Source organism: Duganella sp. Root336D2 (assembly GCF_001425005.1).
Taxonomy (GTDB): Bacteria; Pseudomonadota; Gammaproteobacteria; order Burkholderiales; family Burkholderiaceae_D; genus Rugamonas.
The window spans coordinates 280,024-299,053 of record NZ_LMDB01000001.1 but is presented as its reverse complement, the minus strand read 5'-3'; the positions used below and the strand labels follow the sequence as shown (position 1 = coordinate 299,053).

17 protein-coding genes are annotated in these 19,030 nt (G+C 65.9%); 16 read left to right on the top strand and 1 reads right to left on the bottom strand.

The window, feature by feature from the left end; all coding sequences use genetic code 11:
• The first annotated feature begins 27 nt into the window (after nt 1–27).
• Entirely contained in the window at nt 28–1,401 is a 1,374-nt protein-coding gene (locus ASD07_RS01140; protein WP_055923928.1) for a glycoside hydrolase family 27 protein, read from the top strand.
• Here the strand turns inward: ASD07_RS01140 and ASD07_RS01135 are convergent.
• Nucleotides 1,398–2,537, bottom strand: coding sequence for an SLC13 family permease (locus ASD07_RS01135; protein ID WP_055925198.1), 1,140 nt, complete (start codon nt 2,535–2,537; stop codon nt 1,398–1,400). The genes ASD07_RS01140 and ASD07_RS01135 overlap by 4 nt on opposite strands.
• A gap of 138 nt (nt 2,538–2,675) precedes the next feature.
• On the opposite strand from ASD07_RS01135, the gene ASD07_RS01130 reads away from it, so the two are divergent.
• The 15 genes from ASD07_RS01130 to ASD07_RS01060 all read left to right on the top strand — a co-directional run bounded on the left by ASD07_RS01130 (nt 2,676) and on the right by ASD07_RS01060 (nt 18,991).
• Nucleotides 2,676–4,055 carry an alpha-L-fucosidase gene (locus ASD07_RS01130; RefSeq protein ID WP_082507038.1) on the top strand — a complete coding sequence of 460 codons (1,380 nt, stop codon included), beginning with the start codon at nt 2,676–2,678 and terminating at the stop codon, nt 4,053–4,055.
• Nucleotides 4,056–4,185: 130 nt separating this feature from the next.
• Nucleotides 4,186–4,515, top strand: coding sequence for an L-rhamnose mutarotase (locus tag ASD07_RS01125; RefSeq protein ID WP_055925194.1), 330 nt, complete (start codon nt 4,186–4,188; stop codon nt 4,513–4,515).
• A gap of 12 nt (nt 4,516–4,527) precedes the next feature.
• Nucleotides 4,528–4,860: a UxaA family hydrolase gene (locus ASD07_RS01120; RefSeq protein WP_055923921.1), complete on the top strand. Its 333-nt coding sequence runs from the start codon at nt 4,528–4,530 to the stop codon at nt 4,858–4,860.
• 14 nt (nt 4,861–4,874) lie between these two features.
• Entirely contained in the window at nt 4,875–6,080 is a 1,206-nt protein-coding gene (locus ASD07_RS01115) for a UxaA family hydrolase (RefSeq protein WP_229207016.1), read from the top strand.
• 13 nt (nt 6,081–6,093) lie between these two features.
• Nucleotides 6,094–7,107, top strand: a complete 1,014-nt coding sequence (locus ASD07_RS01110) for an aldo/keto reductase (RefSeq protein WP_055925191.1) — start codon at nt 6,094–6,096, stop codon at nt 7,105–7,107.
• A gap of 39 nt (nt 7,108–7,146) precedes the next feature.
• Nucleotides 7,147–8,013, top strand: coding sequence for a fumarylacetoacetate hydrolase family protein (locus ASD07_RS01105; protein ID WP_055923915.1), 867 nt, complete (start codon nt 7,147–7,149; stop codon nt 8,011–8,013).
• A 77-nt stretch (nt 8,014–8,090) separates the two neighbouring features.
• Nucleotides 8,091–9,383 carry an L-fucose:H+ symporter permease gene (gene fucP / locus ASD07_RS01100; protein ID WP_055923912.1) on the top strand — a complete coding sequence of 431 codons (1,293 nt, stop codon included), beginning with the start codon at nt 8,091–8,093 and terminating at the stop codon, nt 9,381–9,383.
• The gene (locus ASD07_RS01095; protein WP_055923909.1) at nt 9,376–10,140 is read left to right on the top strand and encodes an SDR family NAD(P)-dependent oxidoreductase; all 765 of its coding nucleotides are present in this window, start codon (nt 9,376–9,378) and stop codon (nt 10,138–10,140) included. The genes fucP and ASD07_RS01095 overlap by 8 nt, the downstream gene beginning before the upstream one ends.
• Nucleotides 10,137–12,080 carry a glycoside hydrolase family 97 protein gene (locus tag ASD07_RS01090; protein ID WP_082507037.1) on the top strand — a complete coding sequence of 648 codons (1,944 nt, stop codon included), beginning with the start codon at nt 10,137–10,139 and terminating at the stop codon, nt 12,078–12,080. The genes ASD07_RS01095 and ASD07_RS01090 overlap by 4 nt, the downstream gene beginning before the upstream one ends.
• Nucleotide 12,081: 1 nt before the next feature.
• Complete coding sequence (locus tag ASD07_RS01085) at nt 12,082–13,092, top strand: zinc-binding alcohol dehydrogenase family protein (RefSeq protein ID WP_055923906.1); 1,011 nt, start codon at nt 12,082–12,084, stop codon at nt 13,090–13,092.
• Nucleotides 13,093–14,214, top strand: a complete 1,122-nt coding sequence (locus ASD07_RS01080; protein ID WP_055923903.1) for a D-mannonate oxidoreductase — start codon at nt 13,093–13,095, stop codon at nt 14,212–14,214.
• Complete coding sequence (locus tag ASD07_RS01075) at nt 14,211–15,053, top strand: amidohydrolase (RefSeq protein ID WP_200953735.1); 843 nt, start codon at nt 14,211–14,213, stop codon at nt 15,051–15,053. Before ASD07_RS01080 ends, ASD07_RS01075 begins: the two co-directional genes overlap by 4 nt.
• Nucleotides 15,043–15,726, top strand: a complete 684-nt coding sequence (locus ASD07_RS01070) for a FadR/GntR family transcriptional regulator (protein ID WP_200953734.1) — start codon at nt 15,043–15,045, stop codon at nt 15,724–15,726. The genes ASD07_RS01075 and ASD07_RS01070 overlap by 11 nt, the downstream gene beginning before the upstream one ends.
• Before the next feature lie 13 nt (nt 15,727–15,739).
• Complete coding sequence (locus ASD07_RS01065; RefSeq protein WP_055923897.1) at nt 15,740–16,693, top strand: GntR family transcriptional regulator; 954 nt, start codon at nt 15,740–15,742, stop codon at nt 16,691–16,693.
• Between the two features lie 141 nt (nt 16,694–16,834).
• Nucleotides 16,835–18,991, top strand: a complete 2,157-nt coding sequence (locus tag ASD07_RS01060) for a hypothetical protein (RefSeq protein ID WP_055923894.1) — start codon at nt 16,835–16,837, stop codon at nt 18,989–18,991.
• Nucleotides 18,992–19,030: the final 39 nt, after the last annotated feature.

The window sequence follows — 19,030 nt, the reverse complement described above, 5'->3', positions numbered from 1 at the left end:
ATCAATTGATTCCTGGACCCTGATCCCATGACAAACCTGCCTCGCCGCCGACTCCTCACTTCCTCCGTGGCCACGGCCGCCACCCTTGCCCTGCCTGGCGCCGCGCTGGCGTCGGCCCCAAAAGGCGGGGGCCGCACGGCATTGGCACCAACCCCGCCGATGGGCTGGAATAGCTGGAACTCATTCGCCACCACCATCAGCGAGGCGCAGGCGCTGGAAAATGCCCGCATCATGGCGCACAAGCTGCTGCCGTCGGGCTATGACATCTTCACGGTCGACATCCAGTGGTATGAGCCGAATGCCAAGGGCTACGAATATCGCAAGGATGCCGAACTGACGATGGACGAGTATGGCCGCTTGCTGCCGGCGCCGAACCGCTTCCCGTCGGCCGCGCAGGGCAAAGGTTTCAAGGACCTGGCGGAGCAGATCCACCGCCTGGGCATGAAGTTCGGCATCCACGTCATGCGCGGCATACCGCGCCAGGCGGTGCGGATGAATACGCCGATCCTGGGCACCAGCCTGCATGCACAGGATATTGCGGACACCGGCTCGACCTGTGCCTGGAACGGCGACATGTACGGTATCGACATGAGCAAGCCCGGCGCGCAGGAGTATTACAACTCGATCTTCAAGCTGTATGCGTCGTGGGGCGTGGATTTCGTCAAGATGGACGACCTGGCCCGCCCTTATGACAAGAACTGGCCCGAGATTGAAGGTGCGCACAAAGCGATCCAGGCGTCGGGGCGGGCGATCACCCTCAGCATCTCGCCCGGGGAAACCGACCTCAAATGGGCCAACCACGTGCCGCACTATGCGCAGATGTGGCGCATTTCGGATGACTTCTGGGATGAGTGGAAGCTGCTGAAGGAGCAGTTCGAACGCCTGGAAAACTGGAATCCCTTCATGGCGGAAAACTCCTGGCCGGACGCCGACATGCTGCCGCTGGGCCGGCTGGCGATGGGGGAGCGCGACACGAAATTCACGCCCGATGAACAGCAAACCCTGATGACGCTGTGGAGCATTGCCCGTTCGCCGCTGATCATGGGCGGCGACCTGCGGCGCCTCGACGCCGCGACGCTCGCCCTGCTGACGAACCCGGAGGTGCTGGCGGTAAACCAGAAGAGCCAGCAGAACCGGCCGCACCGCGCCGAACCCGGCACACGCATCTGGAGTGCGCAAGCGACCCGCGGCAAAGGGATCCACTACCTGGCCCTGTTCAACACCGAGGATGCGCCGGTGCGGATCGACTTCGACCTGTCGCGCCTCAACCTCGGCAACAGGAACGTGTCGGTGCGGGACCTGTGGCGGCGCCAGGACCTGGCGCCGGTGCATGGGGCGATCCGGCAGGCGCTGGCACCGCACGGCTCAGCCCTGCTGCGTTTGGTGGCCGATGCGCGCTAGGGCAGGAGCGCCCAGGCTATCAAGCCCGACACAATGAGGAAGGGGAAGGAATACAGGTGGAAACGCAGCCATAAATGACGCTCGGGGGCCATGCGCAGCGCGATGATATTGGCCAGCGAGCCAATCGCGAGGCCAAAGCCGCCCGCGTTGACGCCGTAAGCAATGACCTTGTAGGCCGTCGAATACTGGACCAGCAGGATGGTGGCCGGCACGTTGCTGATGAGCTGCGACCCGAGCAGGGCTGACATGAACAGTTCAAGCTGCGAGAAATGCGGGATTGCTGCGACACCGCGCTGGATGAAGTCCATCTGCGACAGCAGGCGGATGTCGATGAACATCAGGATGAAGACGACAATCAGGCTCCAGTCGACCTTGGCAATGATCTCGCGGCAAAGCAGCACGACTGCGATTGCCACGCCAAGCAGGCCCCAGCCCGGCTGCCTCAGTTCGACCGCCGCCAGGAAGGCGAGGTAGAGCAGGGCGCAGCTCCTGAGCAGCCCGGCCCGGTAGGAGGCGGGATCATCCTTCAACTCGGCATGGATTGTCTTGTGCGGGAAGCAGAACCAGGTTGCGAGGAGCAGCACGACGAAAATCGCCAGTGCGAGCGGCGCCATTTGCCAGGTGAAGTCGGTGAATGACAGGTGGGAGCGCTGCCACAGCAAGATGTTCTGTGGATTGCCGATCGGCGTCAACAGCGAGCCTGCATTCACCGCCAATGCTTCAAAGATGACCAGGCGGCCGATCGGCAGGCCGCCGATGCCCGACAGGCTGACGGTCAGGGGAACCACGATAAAGAGCGCGATGTCGTTGGTCAGCACGGTGGACAGCAGCGTCGACGCCGAGACCAGGAAAATCGCCAGCACCCGTTCCTGCTGCAGCCGATTGATGATGAGGCGCCCGAGGTGTTCCAGGTATCCGCTTGCCTCGATGCCGGTGGTGAGCAACAGCATCCCTGCAAGGGTTGCGATGGTGTGCCAGTCCACCCAGCTTCCATACTCTGCGATCGGATGCGGCGACAGGAACGACAGCATGATACCCGCCGCCAGCAGCAGGTGCATCAAGCGGTCGCGCAGGAACGGCCGGCTGATCTGGCGAAGGAAGGAAGGGGCGGCGAATGGAGCGGTGGTCTCGGGCATGGGCGCCATCATAGCAGGCCCCAGGCGGCGAGGGCCGCGATCCGATGTGAGTTTTCGTTCCATGAGTTGGTGACTTTAGCAATTGCCAGCAATGCAAGGCCGCTTGCACAATCGCTCATCTTCCAATGAAGGACGGCTATGAACCCAGTTTTACAGCGTGTGCCCGCTCTGGCAATGCAGCTGCTGTTGGCAGCATCGATTTCCATGCCGGCACTTGCGCCGGCGGCCCAGGCGGCGCCGGACATGCCGGCGGGGCAGGCCGGCCAACCGTCCCGCATCGACTGGTGGCGGCAGGCCCGCTTCGGCATGTTCATTCACTGGGGACTGTACGCGATACCCGGGCGCGGCGAGTGGGTGCAATGGAACGAGCGCATCCCGGTGGGCGAATATGCCAAGCTGGCCGACCAGTTCCGCCCCGCCAGCTTCAATCCCGACGAATGGGCGCAGCTGGCCAAGGCAGCGGGCATGAAGTACACGGTGCTGACCGCCCGCCACCACGATGGATTTGCCATGTTCGACGACGGCGACAACCGGTTCTCGAGCGTCAATAGCGCCGCGCACCGCGACTTCGTGGCGGACTATGTCAAGGCGGTACGCAAGGCGGGGCTGGGCGTGGGCTTGTACTATTCCCCGCTCGACTGGCGCTATCCCGGCTTCTTCTTCCCGGACCTGCAGCGCGAGAGTGCGGAGGCCATGCGCAGCCAATACCACCGCCAGGTTGAACGCCTGCTCAGCAATTACGGAAAGATCGACGTATTGTGGTTTGACGGCGGCGAAATGGACTGGCTCAATTTTGGCGGCGACTGGGCCGGCGCGGAGTGGGGCGTGGGCTGGAAAAAACGGGCGGCGGAGCAGCACTACGCCGGAGCATTCAGCTGGCGCTCCGAGCAGGTCTACGCCAGGCTTCGGCAGCTGCAGCCCAACGTCCTGGTCAATGGCCGTGCCGACATGCCGGAAGACTTCCATTCGCGCGAAGGCGACGGTGCGCTTGGCGATTACGACGACCGTCATCCATGGGAACTTTGCACCACCATCGCCGGTGCCTGGGGATACCAGCCGAACATGAAACCCAAGCCGCTGAAGCATTACATCCAGCTGCTGGCCAATGTCGCGGGGCGCGACGGCAACCTGTTGCTGAATGTCGGCCCCGGTCCCGATGGCAGGATCGACCCGGAGCAGGCGCAGCGCCTGCGGGAGATCGGCGCCTGGCTGGAAAAGTATGGCCAGAGCATCTATGGCACGCGCGGCGGGCCCTTCCTGCCGGGAGAGTATGGCAGCTCGACGCGCAGCGGCAATACGATCTATCTCCATGTCTTGCGCTGGCCGGGCGCGAAGCTGGTGCTGCCGGCGATACCGGCCAAGGTGCTGCGGGCGACCCTGCTGGGAGGTGCGGCAGTGGACTTCAAGCAGTCCGCCAGCGGCCTGGCAATCACGGCGCCGCCCGGCGCACCGGACCCGATCGATACCGTGATCGCCTTGCAGCTCGATTCACCGGCTGCGGGCATTGCGGTGCGCTGAATGCGTGCATAAGAAATATCGTTCCATTCCTTGGTGATTTTAGCAATTGCGGGGCAAGCGCCGATGCTTGCACAATCTTTGCAACAAGCTGCGTTGGACGAAATATATGACGTACAAAAGGGGCGGTGCAATGCAACGAATGGGAATGGTGATCGGGCTCGCGGCAGACAAGGTAGAGGAGTACAAGGTCCTGCATGCGGACGTCTGGCCACAGGTGCTGGCGACGCTGCAGCAAGCCAAGGTGCGCAATTACACGATCTTCCTGCGTGAGCCGGAGAATCTCCTGTTCGGCTATTGGGAATACCACGGCGATGATTTTGCAGCCGACATGAAGCTGGTTGCGGCGCACGCCGAGACCCGGCGCTGGTGGACTTTCTGCAGCCCTTGCCAGGTGCCCCTGGCCAGCCGCGCCGATGGCGAACACTGGGCGATGATGGCCCCCGTGTTCCACATGGACTGAAAGGAAGCTGCCATGCCGATCGCCTCGCAGCCCGCTGCACCCCTGCTGCTGATGTCAGCCGAAGACAATTGCCTGATCGCCCGCGTGCAGCTGGCTGCCGGCGCGATCATCGACATCGATGGCGTCCCCGTTGCGCTGCAGGAGGATATCCCGCTAGGCTACAAGGTGGCCCGCCGCGCGCTGCGCAGCGGCGACAAGGTGCTGCGCTACGGCGCCTTGATCGGCAGCGTCACGACCGAAGTGGCGCGCGGTGCGATGCTGCACACGCATAACCTGGCGAGCGACTACATACCCACCTATACCCTGGGGCCGGATGCCCACGCCTTTATCGGAAGCGGCCATTGATCATGAGCACAACCATGCCAGCCCTGACGGGCTACCCGCGCGCGGACGGTCGCAAGGGCATCCGCAATATTGTCGCCGTTGCCTATACGGTCGAATGCGCGCATCACGTGGCGCGCCTGGTGGTCAATGCGTTCCCCGGGCAGGAGGTGCACCTGATCGGCTTCCCTGGCTGCTACCCGAACGAATACGCCGACACGATGATGAAGCGGCTGGCGAGCCACCCGAACGTAGGCGCTGCGCTGATCGTCTCCCTCGGCTGCGAAAGCTTCAACCGCCGCGGCCTGCAGGAGGCGGTAGCCGCCAGCGGGCGGCCGGTGCACACCATCACCATCCAGCAGAACCGCGGCACCCGCAGCAGCGTAGCGGACGGCGTGGAATGGGTGCGCTGGGCCCTGGAGGCGCTGGCAACCCAGCAGCGCGTACCGATGGCCGCTGGAGAGCTGGTGGTGGCCACCATCTGCGGCGGCTCGGACAGTACCAGCGGCATTACCGCCAACCCCGCCGTCGGGGTGGCATTCGACCAGCTGGTTGCTGCCGGTGCCGCCTGCATTTTTGAAGAAACCGGTGAACTGGTCGGCTGCGAATTCCACATGCAGCGGCGCGCCGCCACGCCGGAGCTGGGCGCTGCCATCGTGGCCTGCGTGGACAAGGCGGCCCGCTACTACAGCGTGCTCGGCCACGGCAGTTTTGCGCCCGGCAATGCCGACGGCGGCCTGACGACGCTGGAAGAAAAGTCGCTGGGAGCGTACGCCAAGAGCGGCGCCTCGCCGATCAGCGGCATCCTGAAGCCGGGCGACCAGCCCGCGGCCGGCGGCCTGTACCTGCTGGACGTGGTGCCCGATGGCGAGGTGCGCTTTGGCTTCCCCAACATTTCCGACAATGCGGAGATCGTCGAACTGATTGCCTGCGGCGCTCACCTGACGCTGTTTACCACCGGCCGCGGCTCCGTGGTGGGGTCGGCCATCTCGCCGGTGATCAAGGTGTGCGCCAACCCTGTCACTTACGAGCGCCTGGCGGACGACATGGATGTGAATGCCGGCCGCATCCTCGCTGGCGAGGCTTCGCTGCAGCAGGTCGGTGGCGAGATCGTCGACCTGGTGGCGCGCGTGGCAAATGGCGAGCAAAGCTGTTCGGAAGCGCTGGGCCACCAGGAATTCATCCTCACCTACAAGCAGTTCGAGCCGTCCGGCCCGGGTTGCTTTCCCTTGAAGCAGGCCTGACATGGACGCCGCCATGCTTGCCGGCGACAGCCGCACGCTGCAGCGCAGCGGGCTCGCCCTGACCGCCATGGGCCTGGGATGCGCCCAGCTCGGGGGCCTGTACCAGGCCATGAGCGACGCCGAAGCGCACGCAGTGGTCGATGCGGCGTGGGAGTCGGGTATCCGCTATTTCGACACCGCGCCTTATTACGGCTATACCCTGTCCGAGCGCCGCCTTGGAATGGCGTTGCGGGAACGCGAGCGCGACAGCTACGTCGTCAGTACCAAGGCCGGACGCCTGATGCTGCTCGATGCCAGCGTGCAGGCCGGTGAAAACGGCTGGGCCCAGCCCTTGCCGTTCCGGCCGCGCTTTGACTACAACTACGACGGGATCATGCGTTCGCACCAGGACAGCTTGCGGCGCCTGTGCCTGGACCGTATCGACATCCTGTATGTGCATGACATCGGCCGTGCCACGCACGGGACTTTGCACAACCACTACTGGAAGCAGCTGACCGTTGGCGGCGGTTTCCGCGCGCTCGCCGAACTGCGCGACGGGGGCAGCGTGCGTGCCATCGGCCTGGGCGTCAACGAATGGCAGGTAGTGGCCGACGCGATCGATGCCTGCGATATCGATTGCGCCCTGCTTGCCGGGCGCTACACCCTGCTGGAACAGGCCGCGCGCGAACCCCTGCTGGAGCTTTGCGCCAGGCGCGGTGTCGATATCGTCATCGGCGGGCCGTTCAATTCCGGCATCCTGGCCGGATCGCGCAAGTTCAATTATGCGGATGCGCCGCGCACCATTATCAAGCGCGTCGAGGCCATCGAGGCGGTATGCCGCGGCTACCAGGTGCCGATCCAGGCCGCTGCCCTGCAGTTCCCGATGGCCCATCCGGCGGTAGTGTCATGCGTCGCCGGAGCCCACAGCGCGCAGCAGCTGCGTGAAAACGCCGCCTGGTTTGCGCAGCCGCTGCCTGGCGAATTGTGGCAGGAACTGGTGCGGCGCGGCCTGCTCGACTGCCGGGCACCGACGCCGCAGGCGGCCTGAAGCTTCGATCATCATTTTGTCCGACGTACAAGGAAGACCATGAAACTGCTGCGCTTTGGCCCGAAGGGCCACGAAAGACCCGGCCTGCTCGACGCCAACGGCGTCCTGCGCGACCTGTCCGGCCTGTTGCCGGACCTGACCCCCGACCACCTGGGCCGGGCCGCGCTGGACAAGCTGGCATCGGTAGATCCGGCCCGCTTGCCGGCCATCGAAGGAGCGGTGCGCCTGGCGCCGGTGGTGGCCGGCATCGGCAAGATGATTTGCGTTGGCCTTAACTATTCGGACCATGCGGCCGAATCGGGCATGGCGGTGCCGTCCGAACCTGTCCTGTTCACCAAGTCCACCAGTGCCATCGTCGGCTGCAACGATGCGGTGGTGCTGCCGCGCGATTCCGCCAAGAGCGACTGGGAAGTCGAGCTGGGCGTGGTGATCGGCACGCGCGCCCGCTACGTCGAGCCCGAGGATGCGCTGGACCATGTGGCCGGCTATTGCGTGGTCAATGACCTCTCCGAACGCGAGTACCAGCTCGAGCGCGGCGGCCAGTGGGACAAGGGCAAAGGCTGCGATACCTTCGGGCCGGTCGGGCCCTGGCTGGTCACCGCCGACGAGGTGCCCGATCCGCAAAACCTCGACCTGTGGCTGGAGGTGAACGGCAAGCGCTACCAGGACGGCAATACCCGCACCATGGTGTTCACGGTGGCGCAGCTGGTGAGCTACATCAGCCGCTTCATGACGCTAAACCCGGGTGACGTGATCAGTACCGGAACGCCGCCCGGCGTGGGGCTGGGCCAGAAACCGCAGCCGGTCTACCTGCGACCGGGCGACCGCATCGTGCTGGGCATCGAAGGGCTCGGCCAGCAGAACCAGACCGTGCACGCCTGGGACCCGGCGCTGATCGATGCTTGACGCCGGCCCCTTCAGCAGCAGTCCATTTGCCAACCCACAAGGCACCGCCAAGCGTGCCGCTTCGGAGACACGCAGCCATGACCGAACCAAGCAGCCGGCAGAGCTACGCTTTTGCCTTTGCGATGATCACCTCGCTGTTTTTCATGTGGGGCTTCGTCCATAACCTCGACCCTATCCTGATCCCGCACTTGCGGCGGTCCTTCAACCTGACTGTTTTGCAATCGGCGCTGGTGGATTCGGCAGTCTTCATCGCATATTTCGTGATGGCGCTGCCGGCGGGCATGCTGATCCGCCGCGTTGGCTACAAATGGGCGATGATCGCAGGCTTGCTGCTGTTTGCCGCTGGCGCGCTGCTGTTCCTGCCTGCAGCCGATACCCACCGCTATGCGTTCTTCCTCGGCGCGCTGTTCATTATCGCCTGCGGCCTGGCGGTACTTGAAACCGCGGCCAATCCTTACATCGCGCTGCTGGGAAGGCCGGAGCGTGCCGTCCAGCGCCTGAACCTGGCGCAGTCGTTCAATGGCCTGGCGGCCACGCTGGCGCCGATCGCCGGCGCACGACTGATCCTGGTGGACGGGATGCCGGAAGCGCAGTTGCAGGCAATGCCGGCGGCAGTGCGCCAGGCTACGCTGGCGGCGGAAGCGGCCAGCGTGAAAGGACCGTACCTGGCCATCGCACTGGTGATCCTCGTCATCGCCGTGGTCTTCTACTTCCTCGAGATGCCGGCACTGTGCAGCGAACCGGCCACGCAGGCCGGCGGCGCACTGCGGCGGGCTTTTGGCAGGCCGGCCGTCCGCCGTGCGGCCATCGCGCAGTTCTTCTACGTCGGCGCGCAAGTCTGCGTGTTCAGCTTCTTCATCCTGTATGCATCGCAGGCGGCGGGCCTGGCGCAGGTCGCGGCGGCCGATTACCTCGGCTGGGGCTGCGGGCTGGCATTTGTCGGCGGGCGCTTCGCCGGCACCTGCCTGATGAAGTACATCGCATCGGCGCGCCTGTTGTTCGCCTACGCCCTGGCCTGCATGCTGCTGTCGGCTGTCGCCATGTTTGCTGGCGGCCTGGCCGGCGTGGCGGCGGTGATCGGCATCGCATTCTTCATGTCGATCATGTTCCCGACCATCTTTGCCCTGGGCATCCACGGCGCGGGATGCGACACGGAAATGGGCAGCAGCCTGATCATCATGAGCATCGTGGGCGGCGCCGTACTGCCGCTGGTGTTTGGCTATATCAGCGACGTGACGGGCAAGCTCCAGTACGGCTATGCCGCGCCCTTGCTGTGCTTCCTGGTGATTGCCTGGTTCGCGCGCACTGCGGCGCGCCAGCAAAACCCGCAAGCCGCCATGGCCCCCGAAGGAGCGCTGCAACATGTTTGAATTAACGCAGAAGAAGGCCGTCATCACCGGCGGCGGCAGCGGCATCGGGCGGGCCATCGCCATGCTGTTCGCGCGGCAGGGAGCGCGGGTCCATATCGTTGACGTCAGCGCCGGGGCTTGCGCCAGCGTCGCGGCGGAGATCCACGCTGCCGGCGGCGAAGCCCGGGCCCATCCCTGCGACGTGACGCAGCAGGCGGCGGTACAGCAGGTGTTCGCGGACATCGGGCCGATCGACATCCTGGTCAACAACGCCGGCGTGGCGCATATCGGGACGGCCGGCAACACCTGCGAGGCGGATTTTGAGCGGGTGATGAACGTCAACGTAAAAGGCGTCTACAACTGCCTGCACGCGGCTATTCCGCGCCTGCGGGAGAGCGGCGGCGGCGCGATCGTGAACATGGCCTCGGTGGCCGCGTGGGTCGCCGTGGCAGAGCGCTTTGCCTATTCGGCTGCGAAAGGCGCGGTGACCGCCATGACGCTCTCCGTGGCAAAAGACTACCTGCAGGACCATATCCGCTGCAATTCGATTTCCCCAGGCCGCGTGCATACGCCGTTCGTCGATGGCTTCCTGGCCCGCCAATATCCGGGCCAGGAAGCCCAGATGTTCGAGCGCCTGTCCAGGACCCAGCCAATTGGCCGCATGGCGCAGCCGGACGAAGTGGCGGCGCTGGCGCTTTACCTGTGCAGCGATGCGGCGGCATTCATTACCGGCAGCGATTACCCGATCGATGGCGGCTTTATCACCTTGAATTCATGAATCCAATCCTGACCTCCCTTGCGGCTGCAGCCGCAGCAGTTCTCGTCCCGGCGGCTTGCGCCGGCGCGGCGCCCGCCACTATCCTGTCGCCGGACGGGAAGATTGCCATCCGGATCGAGGAGGACGCGGGCCATTTTTCCATTTCGCGCGCCGGCAAGGAGCTGATTGCGGCGTCGCCGCTGGGCCTGGATCTTGATGGCGCCCCGGCTTTCGGCGCATTGGCGCTGGAATCGCGCGCCGAGATCAAGGTGGACCGCAGTATCGCCCTGGTGGCGGCCAAGGCGTCTTCGGCGCGCGACCACTACCGCGGCGCCACGCTGGTATTCAAGGAGCGTACGGGCGCCGGCCGGCGCCTGCTGCTCGACGTCCGGGCCTACGACGATGGCGTCGCCTTCCGCTACCGCGTCGATGGCACCGAAGCAGTGCGCCTGCGCGGCGAACGCACGGCGTTTGTTCCGGCCGGCGACCCCGAGTGCCTGGTGTCGGTGGCCGATGGCGCGCATGAAGTTCCTTTCGAGAACGTGAAAGTGTCGCGGCTGCTGCCCGGCAAGGCATACGACGTGCCGGTAGTGTGCACCCTTCCTTCCGCCGGGACCACCTATGCGATCACGCAGGCCGGCCTGGCCGGCTATACCGGCGCCGCGCTGCTGGCCGGGAACGGGGCGCTGCGCGTGCGGCTGTCGGCGCCACCGAAGCGGCCGGCGCCGGCGTATGTGTCGCAGGGCGGGCTGACGACGGCCTGGCGCGCGGTCATGATCGGCAATCGTCCCGGTGACTTGATCGCCTCGCACCTGGTCGGCAACCTGAATCCGCCGCCGGTGGGCGACTTCAGCTGGGCAAGGCCCGGCAAGGCGGCATGGGACTGGTGGTCGGGCCCGCTGGCCGGCATGAAACCGGACATGGACAGCTACAAGCGCTTCATCGATTTCGCCGCCGCTGCCGGTTTTCCCTACTACCTGATCGACGCCGGCTGGGCCTCCGGCCCCGGCGGCTGCTGCGATGCCGATCCAGCCACCGACGTAACCCGCGCCGCCGATGGCATCGACATGCCGGAGCTGGTGCGCTATGCGGCGGCAAAGGGTGTCGGCTTGCTGCTCTGGGCGCACTGGGAACACGTGGCGCCGCGCATGGACGAGGTGCTCGATACCTACGCGCGCTGGGGCATCAAGGGCATCAAGGTCGACTTCATGAACCGCGACGACCAGGACGTTGTCGCCTTCTACCAGCAGATCGCACAGGCTACGGCGCAGCGCCGCCTGCTGCTCGACCTGCACGGCGCCTATGTCCCCGCCGGGTTGCAGCGCACCTATCCGAACTTCATCACCCAGGAAGGCGTGATGGGCGCGGAGTGGAACAAGATGGGCACCAGGATCACGCCGCAGCACAACCTGATGCTGCCCTACACGCGCATGCTGGCCGGCCCGATCGATTACACCCCTGGCGGGTTTGACAACGGACAGCCGGCGACGTTCAAGGTGCGCGAAGTGAATCCGCAAACCCAGACGACGCGCGGCCAGGCGCTGGCCATGTACGTGGTCTACGACAGCCCGCTGCAGATGGTGTCGGGCGCGCCGGAGGGCTATCGCGATGCGCCCGGCTTCGACTTCATCCGGCGCGTGCCGACAGCATGGGATGAGACGCGCTTCCTGTCCGGCACGCCGGGACGCGACATCGTGCTGGCGCGGCGCCAGGGCGCCACCTGGTACCTGGGCGCGATGACAGCCGACGGCGCCAGCGGCGGCCGGATCGAAAAGATAGCGCTGGGTTTCCTGCCCGCTGGCCGCTACCGCGCCACGCTGTGGGAAGACGGCGCTTCGCCCAACGAACTCAGGCGCGCGCAGCGCATGGTGAAGGCGGGCGACGTGCTGCCGCTGCGGCTGGCCTCTGCCGGCGGCGCCGCCGTGATACTGGAACCGATTACCGCAAGCGAAGGAAAATAGCATGAAGACACTGGTATGCCAGGCGCCGGGCGAACTGCGCATGAGCGAGGTGCCGGTCCCGGTGCCGGCGCCGGGTGAGGCACTGGTACGGGTGCGCCGTATCGGCTTGTGCGGCACCGACATGCATATCTTCCGCGGCAGCCAGCCTTTCCTGCAGTATCCGCGCGTGATGGGGCACGAGCTGTCGGGGGAAATCGTGGCTGCGCCGGAAGGTTCCGGCCTGGCGCCGGGCGACCAGGTATATGTCATGCCTTACCTGTCGTGCGGGCGCTGCGTGGCCTGCCGCCGGGGCAAGACCAATTGCTGCGCCAATATCCAGGTGCTGGGCGTGCACCGCGACGGCGGCATGGCCGAGTACCTGGCGCTGCCGGCGCAGTTTGTATTCAAGACCGACGGCATCTCGCTCGACGAGGCGGCGATGCTGGAATTCCTGGCGATCGGCGCGCACGCGGTGCGCCGTGCTGCGGTGCAGGAAGGCCAGCGCGTGCTGGTGGTCGGGGCTGGGCCGATCGGCCTGGCGGCGACGCTGTTTGCGCGCCTGAACGGGGCCCGGGTCACTGTGCTCGATACCCGCGAGGACCGGCTGGCGTTCAGCCGCGAAGTGCTCAAGGCGCCGTACACGGTGCTGGCCGGGGAGGGCGACAAGCAGCTGATGGCGGCATTGACCGAGGGTGAGTTCTACGACGTGGTGTTCGACGCCACCGGTAATGCCAAGGCCATGGAACGCGGGCTGGAGTTCGTCGCACACGGCGGCGCCTATGTGCTGGTATCGATCGTGCCGGACCGGATCTCCTTCGCCGACCCCGAGTTCCACAAACGGGAAACCAGCCTGTTGGGCAGCCGCAACGCTACTGCCGATGATTTTCGCACGGTGCTCGCTGCCATGAGGGCGGGCCAGGTACCGACCGGCTTGATGAACACCCACCGCTGCACGCTGGAGGGCTTGATCGACGCCCTGCCGCAATGGATGGATCCGGCCAGCGGTGTGATCAAGGCCATCGTCGAGGTATAGATGCAGCCCATTCTCCAATTCGGCACCAGCCGCTTCCTGCAGGCGCACGCCGACCTGTTCATCAGCGAAGCGCTGGAGAGCGGCAACGCGCTGGGCAGGGTGACGGTGGTGCAAACCACCGCCAGCGCCGCAAGCGCGCGCCGGGTGGCGGCGTTCAGCCAGGGCGGCGCATATCCGGTCGTCATTCGCGGCTGGCAGGATGGCGCGCCTGTCCGGCGCGAAGTGCAGGTCCGGTCGGTGGCGAACGCCCTGCAGGCCAGCCGGCAATGGCCGCAGGTGCTGCAGGCGGCGCTGGCTGCGCAGGTGATCATTTCAAATACCGGCGACCGGGGATACGAACTGGAGCCGTCCGATGATGCCGGCCTGCTGCAAGGCGGCCGGGTGCCGCGCAGCTTTCCGGCCAAATTGCTGGTGCTGCTGCACGCTCGCTATCTGCACGGCGCGGCGCCGCTCACCCTGATGCCATGCGAGCTGCTGGCCAATAATGGCAGCGCGCTGCGCGGCACGGTAGCGGGTCTGGCGCGGCGCTGGGAGATGGACCGTGCTTTCCTGGCCTGGCTGGAAGGTTCCTGTATCTGGGTGAATTCGCTGGTCGACCGCATCGTGTCGCAGGCGCTTGAACCGGCAGGAGCGGTGGCCGAGCCGTACGCCTTGTGGGCGATTGAGGCGCAAGCAGGAATGGTGCTGCCATGCAGCCATCCCCAGCTGGTGGTGACCGGATGCCTGGCTCCTTACGAGCGGCGCAAGCTCCTGATGCTGAACCTGGGGCACAGCTTCCTGGCCGAACATTGGCTGCTGGGGGCGCGGCCGGCCGGGGAAACCGTGCGCGAAGCGATGGCGGATCCTGCGCTGCGGACAATGCTGGAAGCGCTCTGGGAAGAAGAGGTGCTGCCGCTGTTTGCCGCCTTGGGCGAAGGCGGGGCGAGCCGCGCCTACCTGGCGCAGGTAAGGGACCGCTTCTGCAATCCTTTCCTCGACCACCGGCTGGCCGATATCGCCCAGAACCACGAGGAAAAGAAGCGCCGCCGCCTGTTGCCGGCGCTGGAACTGGCCGCCGGGTTGGGGCTGCAACTGCCGCAGCCGCGCCTGCGCGCCGCGATGGCGGGGAGCACGCCGGCATGATGCGCGTCGACGCCCACCAGCATTTCTGGCGCCTGGCCGACCGCAAGGGAGCATGGCCGCCGCCGCAATTGGCGCCGCTCTACCGCGACTTTTACCCGGAAGACCTGGGCGGCCTGCTGCGCCGGCACGGCGTGGCCGCGACCGTCCTGGTGCAGTCGCTGCCGAACGAGGCCGATACCCATTTCTTGCTGGACCTGTCGGAGCGCTACAGTTTTATCGGCGCGGTCGTTGGCTGGGCCGACCTGAAAGCACCCGATGCAGCGCAGCGCATTGCAGCATTGGCGTGCCGTCCCAAGCTGCGCGGCCTGCGCCCCATGCTGCAAGACCTGGACGACGATGGCTGGATCGGTGATCCCGCCCTGGCAGCCGCCGTGGCGGCCATGCGGCAGCACGGCCTGCGCTTCGATGCCCTGGTCCTGCCGCGCCATTTGCCGGCCTTGCTGGCGTTTGCGCGCCGCAACCCGCAGCTCCCCATCGTGATCGACCACCTGGCCAAACCGGCCATGCACAGCGAACCCGATACGCGCTGGCTGAGCGACATGGCCAGCCTGGCGGCCCAGCCGCAGGTGCACTGCAAACTATCGGGCATGGTCACCGAGGCCGGCAGCGGCTGGACGGTCGCGCAGTTGCAGCCCTATGCCCGGCATATCCTGCAGGTTTTCGGCCCGGAGCGTGTGCTGTGGGGCAGCGACTGGCCGGTGCTTACGCTGGCCGCCGAATACGGGGCCTGGATCGATGCCAGCGCAGCGCTGCTGGCGCATCTTGACGAAGCGCAGCAGCGGGCCGTGTTTGGCTTGAATGCCTGCCGATTCTACGGGATGGCCTGCCATGCAGGGTGAAGGTGGCAGGCCGGAAGCGCGCCTTTACCGGCTGGTGGCCGAGCGCATCGAGCTGCTGATCCGGCAGGAAGGGCTGGCGACAGGGGCGCGCCTGCCGGCGGAACGCGAGCTGGCAGCCAGCCTGGGCGTGAGCCGCGCCTCGTTGCGCGAAGCCTTTGTGGCGCTGGAGATCGGCGGCGTAATCGAGGTGCGCAGCGGCTCGGGGGTGTATGTGGCGGGCAGGCCCGCGCTGCCTGCCGCCGGCGTGGAATCGGGCCCGGGGCCGTTCGAGGTGCTGGCGGCGCGCAGGGTGGTGGAGGCCGAAGTGGCAGCCAGGGCAGCCCGCAATAGCAGCGACTCGGCGCTCGATGCGATCCTCGCCGCGCTGCTCGAGATGGAGCAAACCTACGCCGATCCAGCCTGCCATGAGATGGCGGACCGGCGCTTCCACCTGGCACTGGCAAGGGCGGCCGGCAATTCGGCGCTGGTGGCGCTCGTGGAGTACCTGTGGAACCAGCGCGGCGCCATGGCGCACCGGCTCAAGCATCATTACCGCACCGAGGAACTGGGCAAGGCGACCTTGGCCGACCACCGCGCCATTTTCAGCGCCGTTGCCGCGCGCGACGAGGCCGGCGCGCGGCAGGCGATGCGTGCCCACCTGGCACGCGTGCACCGCACCTTGTCCGGCGGCTGAGGCGTCGCGATCCGTGGCCCGTTTGCCCACCGTCTCACGGCGCAGCGCCAACCTGCTGCTGGACCATATCGCAGAAAACATCGTGGTGGGCGAGGCGCTGCCCACCGAACACCGGCTGGCCGCGCTGGCGGCGGGCAGCCGCAGTGCCGTTCGCAGCGCCATTGCGCACTTTTTCGCGCGTGGGCTGATCAGCGGCAGGAAGGGGCGCCTCCTGCTGCGCAAGCCGGCGCCGGGCGACTATTTCGATGTTGCCGATTTGCAGAGCGGAGCCGAGCGGGTGCGGCAAGCGCTGATGGAGCTGATCTACCAGGGCGACTGGCTGCCAGGTGCCGAGTTCACCGAGGCGGAGCTGGCGCGCGCGGCGCGAGTCAGCACAGTCAGCGTGCGTGAGTTTCTGATCGGGTTCTCGCGCTATGGACTGATCAGGAAAAAGCCGCAAGGCGGCTGGCGCCTGTCTGCCTTCGACCGCGCCTTCGCCATGGAAGTGGCGGAGGTCCGCCAGATGTTCGAACTGGCCGCCATCGAGCGCTTCGCTGCCCTGGCGGCTGGCGACCCGGCCCTGGCCGCTCTCGGCCAGCTGATCGTGAGGCACGAGCAGCTGGCTGCCGGCATGGCGCAGCGCCACCAGGACTTCCCGGCGCTGGACCGCGACTTCCATACCTTCCTGATCGGCTGCCTGGAAAACCGCTTCGCGCAGGACTTTTACGACATTGTCTCGCTGGTCTTCCATTATCACTACCAATGGGACAAGGCTTCGGAAAAGGCGCGCAACCAGCATGCTGTGCACGAACACCTCGCCATCCTGCAGGCCCTCGCGCGCCGCGACACGGCAGCGGCACTGGCCGCCATGCGCGCCCACCTCGATTCGGCCTGCAGCACGCTGCTGCAGTCGATCAACAGCCGCCAGCTGGCCTTTACGAATTCGGCCAACGACAACAATGATTTGACTCAAATGCCGCCACGTTGACGCGCGGCGCCGGGCTTTCCTATATGTTTTATCCATTCCCGCCGCCCGCTTTTGGCGGCCGGGAAGCAGCGCCTGCCGCCCACAGCGGCAGCAGGTTTTTTATCGTCCACATGCAGTTCAATCCAACAGGAGACATATCAAATGAAGTGGATCAAATCAGTGTTCCGGAGCGCGCTGGCCCGGGCAGCCGCTTGCGCGGCGGTGGCCCTTGCGGTCCAGCAGCCCGCCGCAGCCTATAGTTGGGATACCGTCGCCATGGGCGGCGGCGGCTTCGTCTCGGCGGTCATCCCGAGCAAGACCGAGGCCGGCGTGGTGTATGCCCGCACCGACGTCGGCGGCGCCTTCCGCTGGGATAATGCCAATGGCCGCTGGGTGCCGCTGCTGGACTGGGTCTCGGACGAACAGACCGGCTACCTGGGCGTCGAATCGCTGGCGGTCGACCCCAAGAGTGCGCGCAATGTCTATATGCTGGTCGGCATCAGCTACTTCAATAACGGCAAGAGCGCGATCCTGCGCTCCACCGATTACGGCGCGAGCTTCACCACCATCGACGTGAGCGGCCAGTTCAAGGCGCATGGCAATGGCATGGGGCGCCAGGGTGGCGAGCGGCTGGTGGTCGATCCCGGTTCCAGCAACGTGCTGTATGTCGGCACACGCTGGAATGGTCTGTTCAAGAGCACCAATTCCGGTTCCACCTGGTCGCAGGTGACTTCGCTGAACGTGGCCGCGACGCCGAACGACAACGGCATCAGCCTCGTGATGGCCGACCCGTCCAGCGTGTCGGGCGGCGTGGCGCAGCGCCTGTTCGTCGGCGTCTCGCGTTACGGTTCGGCAGGAACGAACTTCTATCGCAGCGACAATGCGGGTGCTTCCTTCTCCGCCGTGTCGGGCGCGCCATCGGGATTCATGCCGCAGCGCGCAGCGTTCGATGGCGCAGGCAACCTGATCGTCACCTATGGCAATGGCGCCGGCCCGCACGGCAACCAGTCGGGATCGGAGCCGATGGACAATGGCCAGGTCTGGAAGTACACCATTTCGAACGGGGCCTGGACCAATATCACCCCGGCCGGCGTGGCGCGCGCGTTCAGCGGTATCAGCGTTGATCCGTCCAATCCGCAGCGCATGGTGGCGTCGACGGTCAACCAGTACGCCGCGCAAGGCGGGGCCTGGGGCGACCGCGTATACATCAGCAGCAACGGCGGCGCCAGCTGGACCGACGTGATTGCGCGCGGCTTTGCCCGCGACAACGGCGGCATCAGCTGGATCGGCAATGGTTCCATCCACTGGGCCGGCACAGTGAGCTTTGATCCGTTCAACAGCAAAACCGTGTGGGTCACCTCCGGCAACGGCATCTTCAAGACCAGCGATATCGATGCTGCGACGACCACCTGGACCTTCAACAGCAAGGGCCTGGAAGAAACGGTGCCGCTGAACGCCGTCAGCATTCCCGGCGGCCCACTGCTGTCGGCGCTGGGCGACGTGGACGGCTTCCGCCACTACAACACCGCCACCTATACCAATCCCATGCACGAGCCGCGCATGGGAACGACCACCGGCCTGGCGGTGGCCGCAGCCAACACCAGCATGGCGGTGCGGGTCGGCGCCAATATGTACACTTCGGCCAACGGTGGCGTCAACTGGAGCCAGGTAGCGATGAACGGCAGCAAAGGGCAGGTCGCGTTGTCGGCCAGCGGTTCCGCGCTGCTGCATAGCCCGGAGAACTCGTCCACCACCTACCGTTCGACCAATATGGGCGGCAGCTGGTCGGCAGTTGGCGGCCTTGGCGTAAACAATGCGCGTCCCGTCGCCGATCCATCCAATGCCAGCAAGTTCTACGTCTACAACCCGGCCGACGGCAGTTTCATGATCAGCACCGATGGCGGCGCCTCGTTCTGGAAATTCAACACGCTTGCCAGCTGGGGTTCGGACGTGATCCGGGCGGCGCCTGGCCGGGAAGGCGATATCTGGGTGCCGCTGTACGGCGGCGGCCTGGCGCGCAGCACCAGCTCGGGGTGGCAATTCAGCACCTTCGCCAATGTCAGCTACTGCAGCGCGGTCGGCTTCGGCAAGGCAGCCGATGGCGCCAGCTATCCGACGGTCTTCATCTGGGGCACGGTGGGCGGCGTACGCGGCTTGTTCCGTTCGACCGACGCCGGCGCCAACTGGACCCGCATCAACGACAACGCGCACCAGTACGGCGGGGTTGGCAATGGCCGCTTCGTGGTGGGCGATATGAATAGCTACGGCGTGGTGTATATGAGCACCGCGGGCCGCGGCATGGTGGTCGGCAAGCCGTAGGCAGGGAAGGAAACAGGGAAGGAAATATGCTCCCGCCGC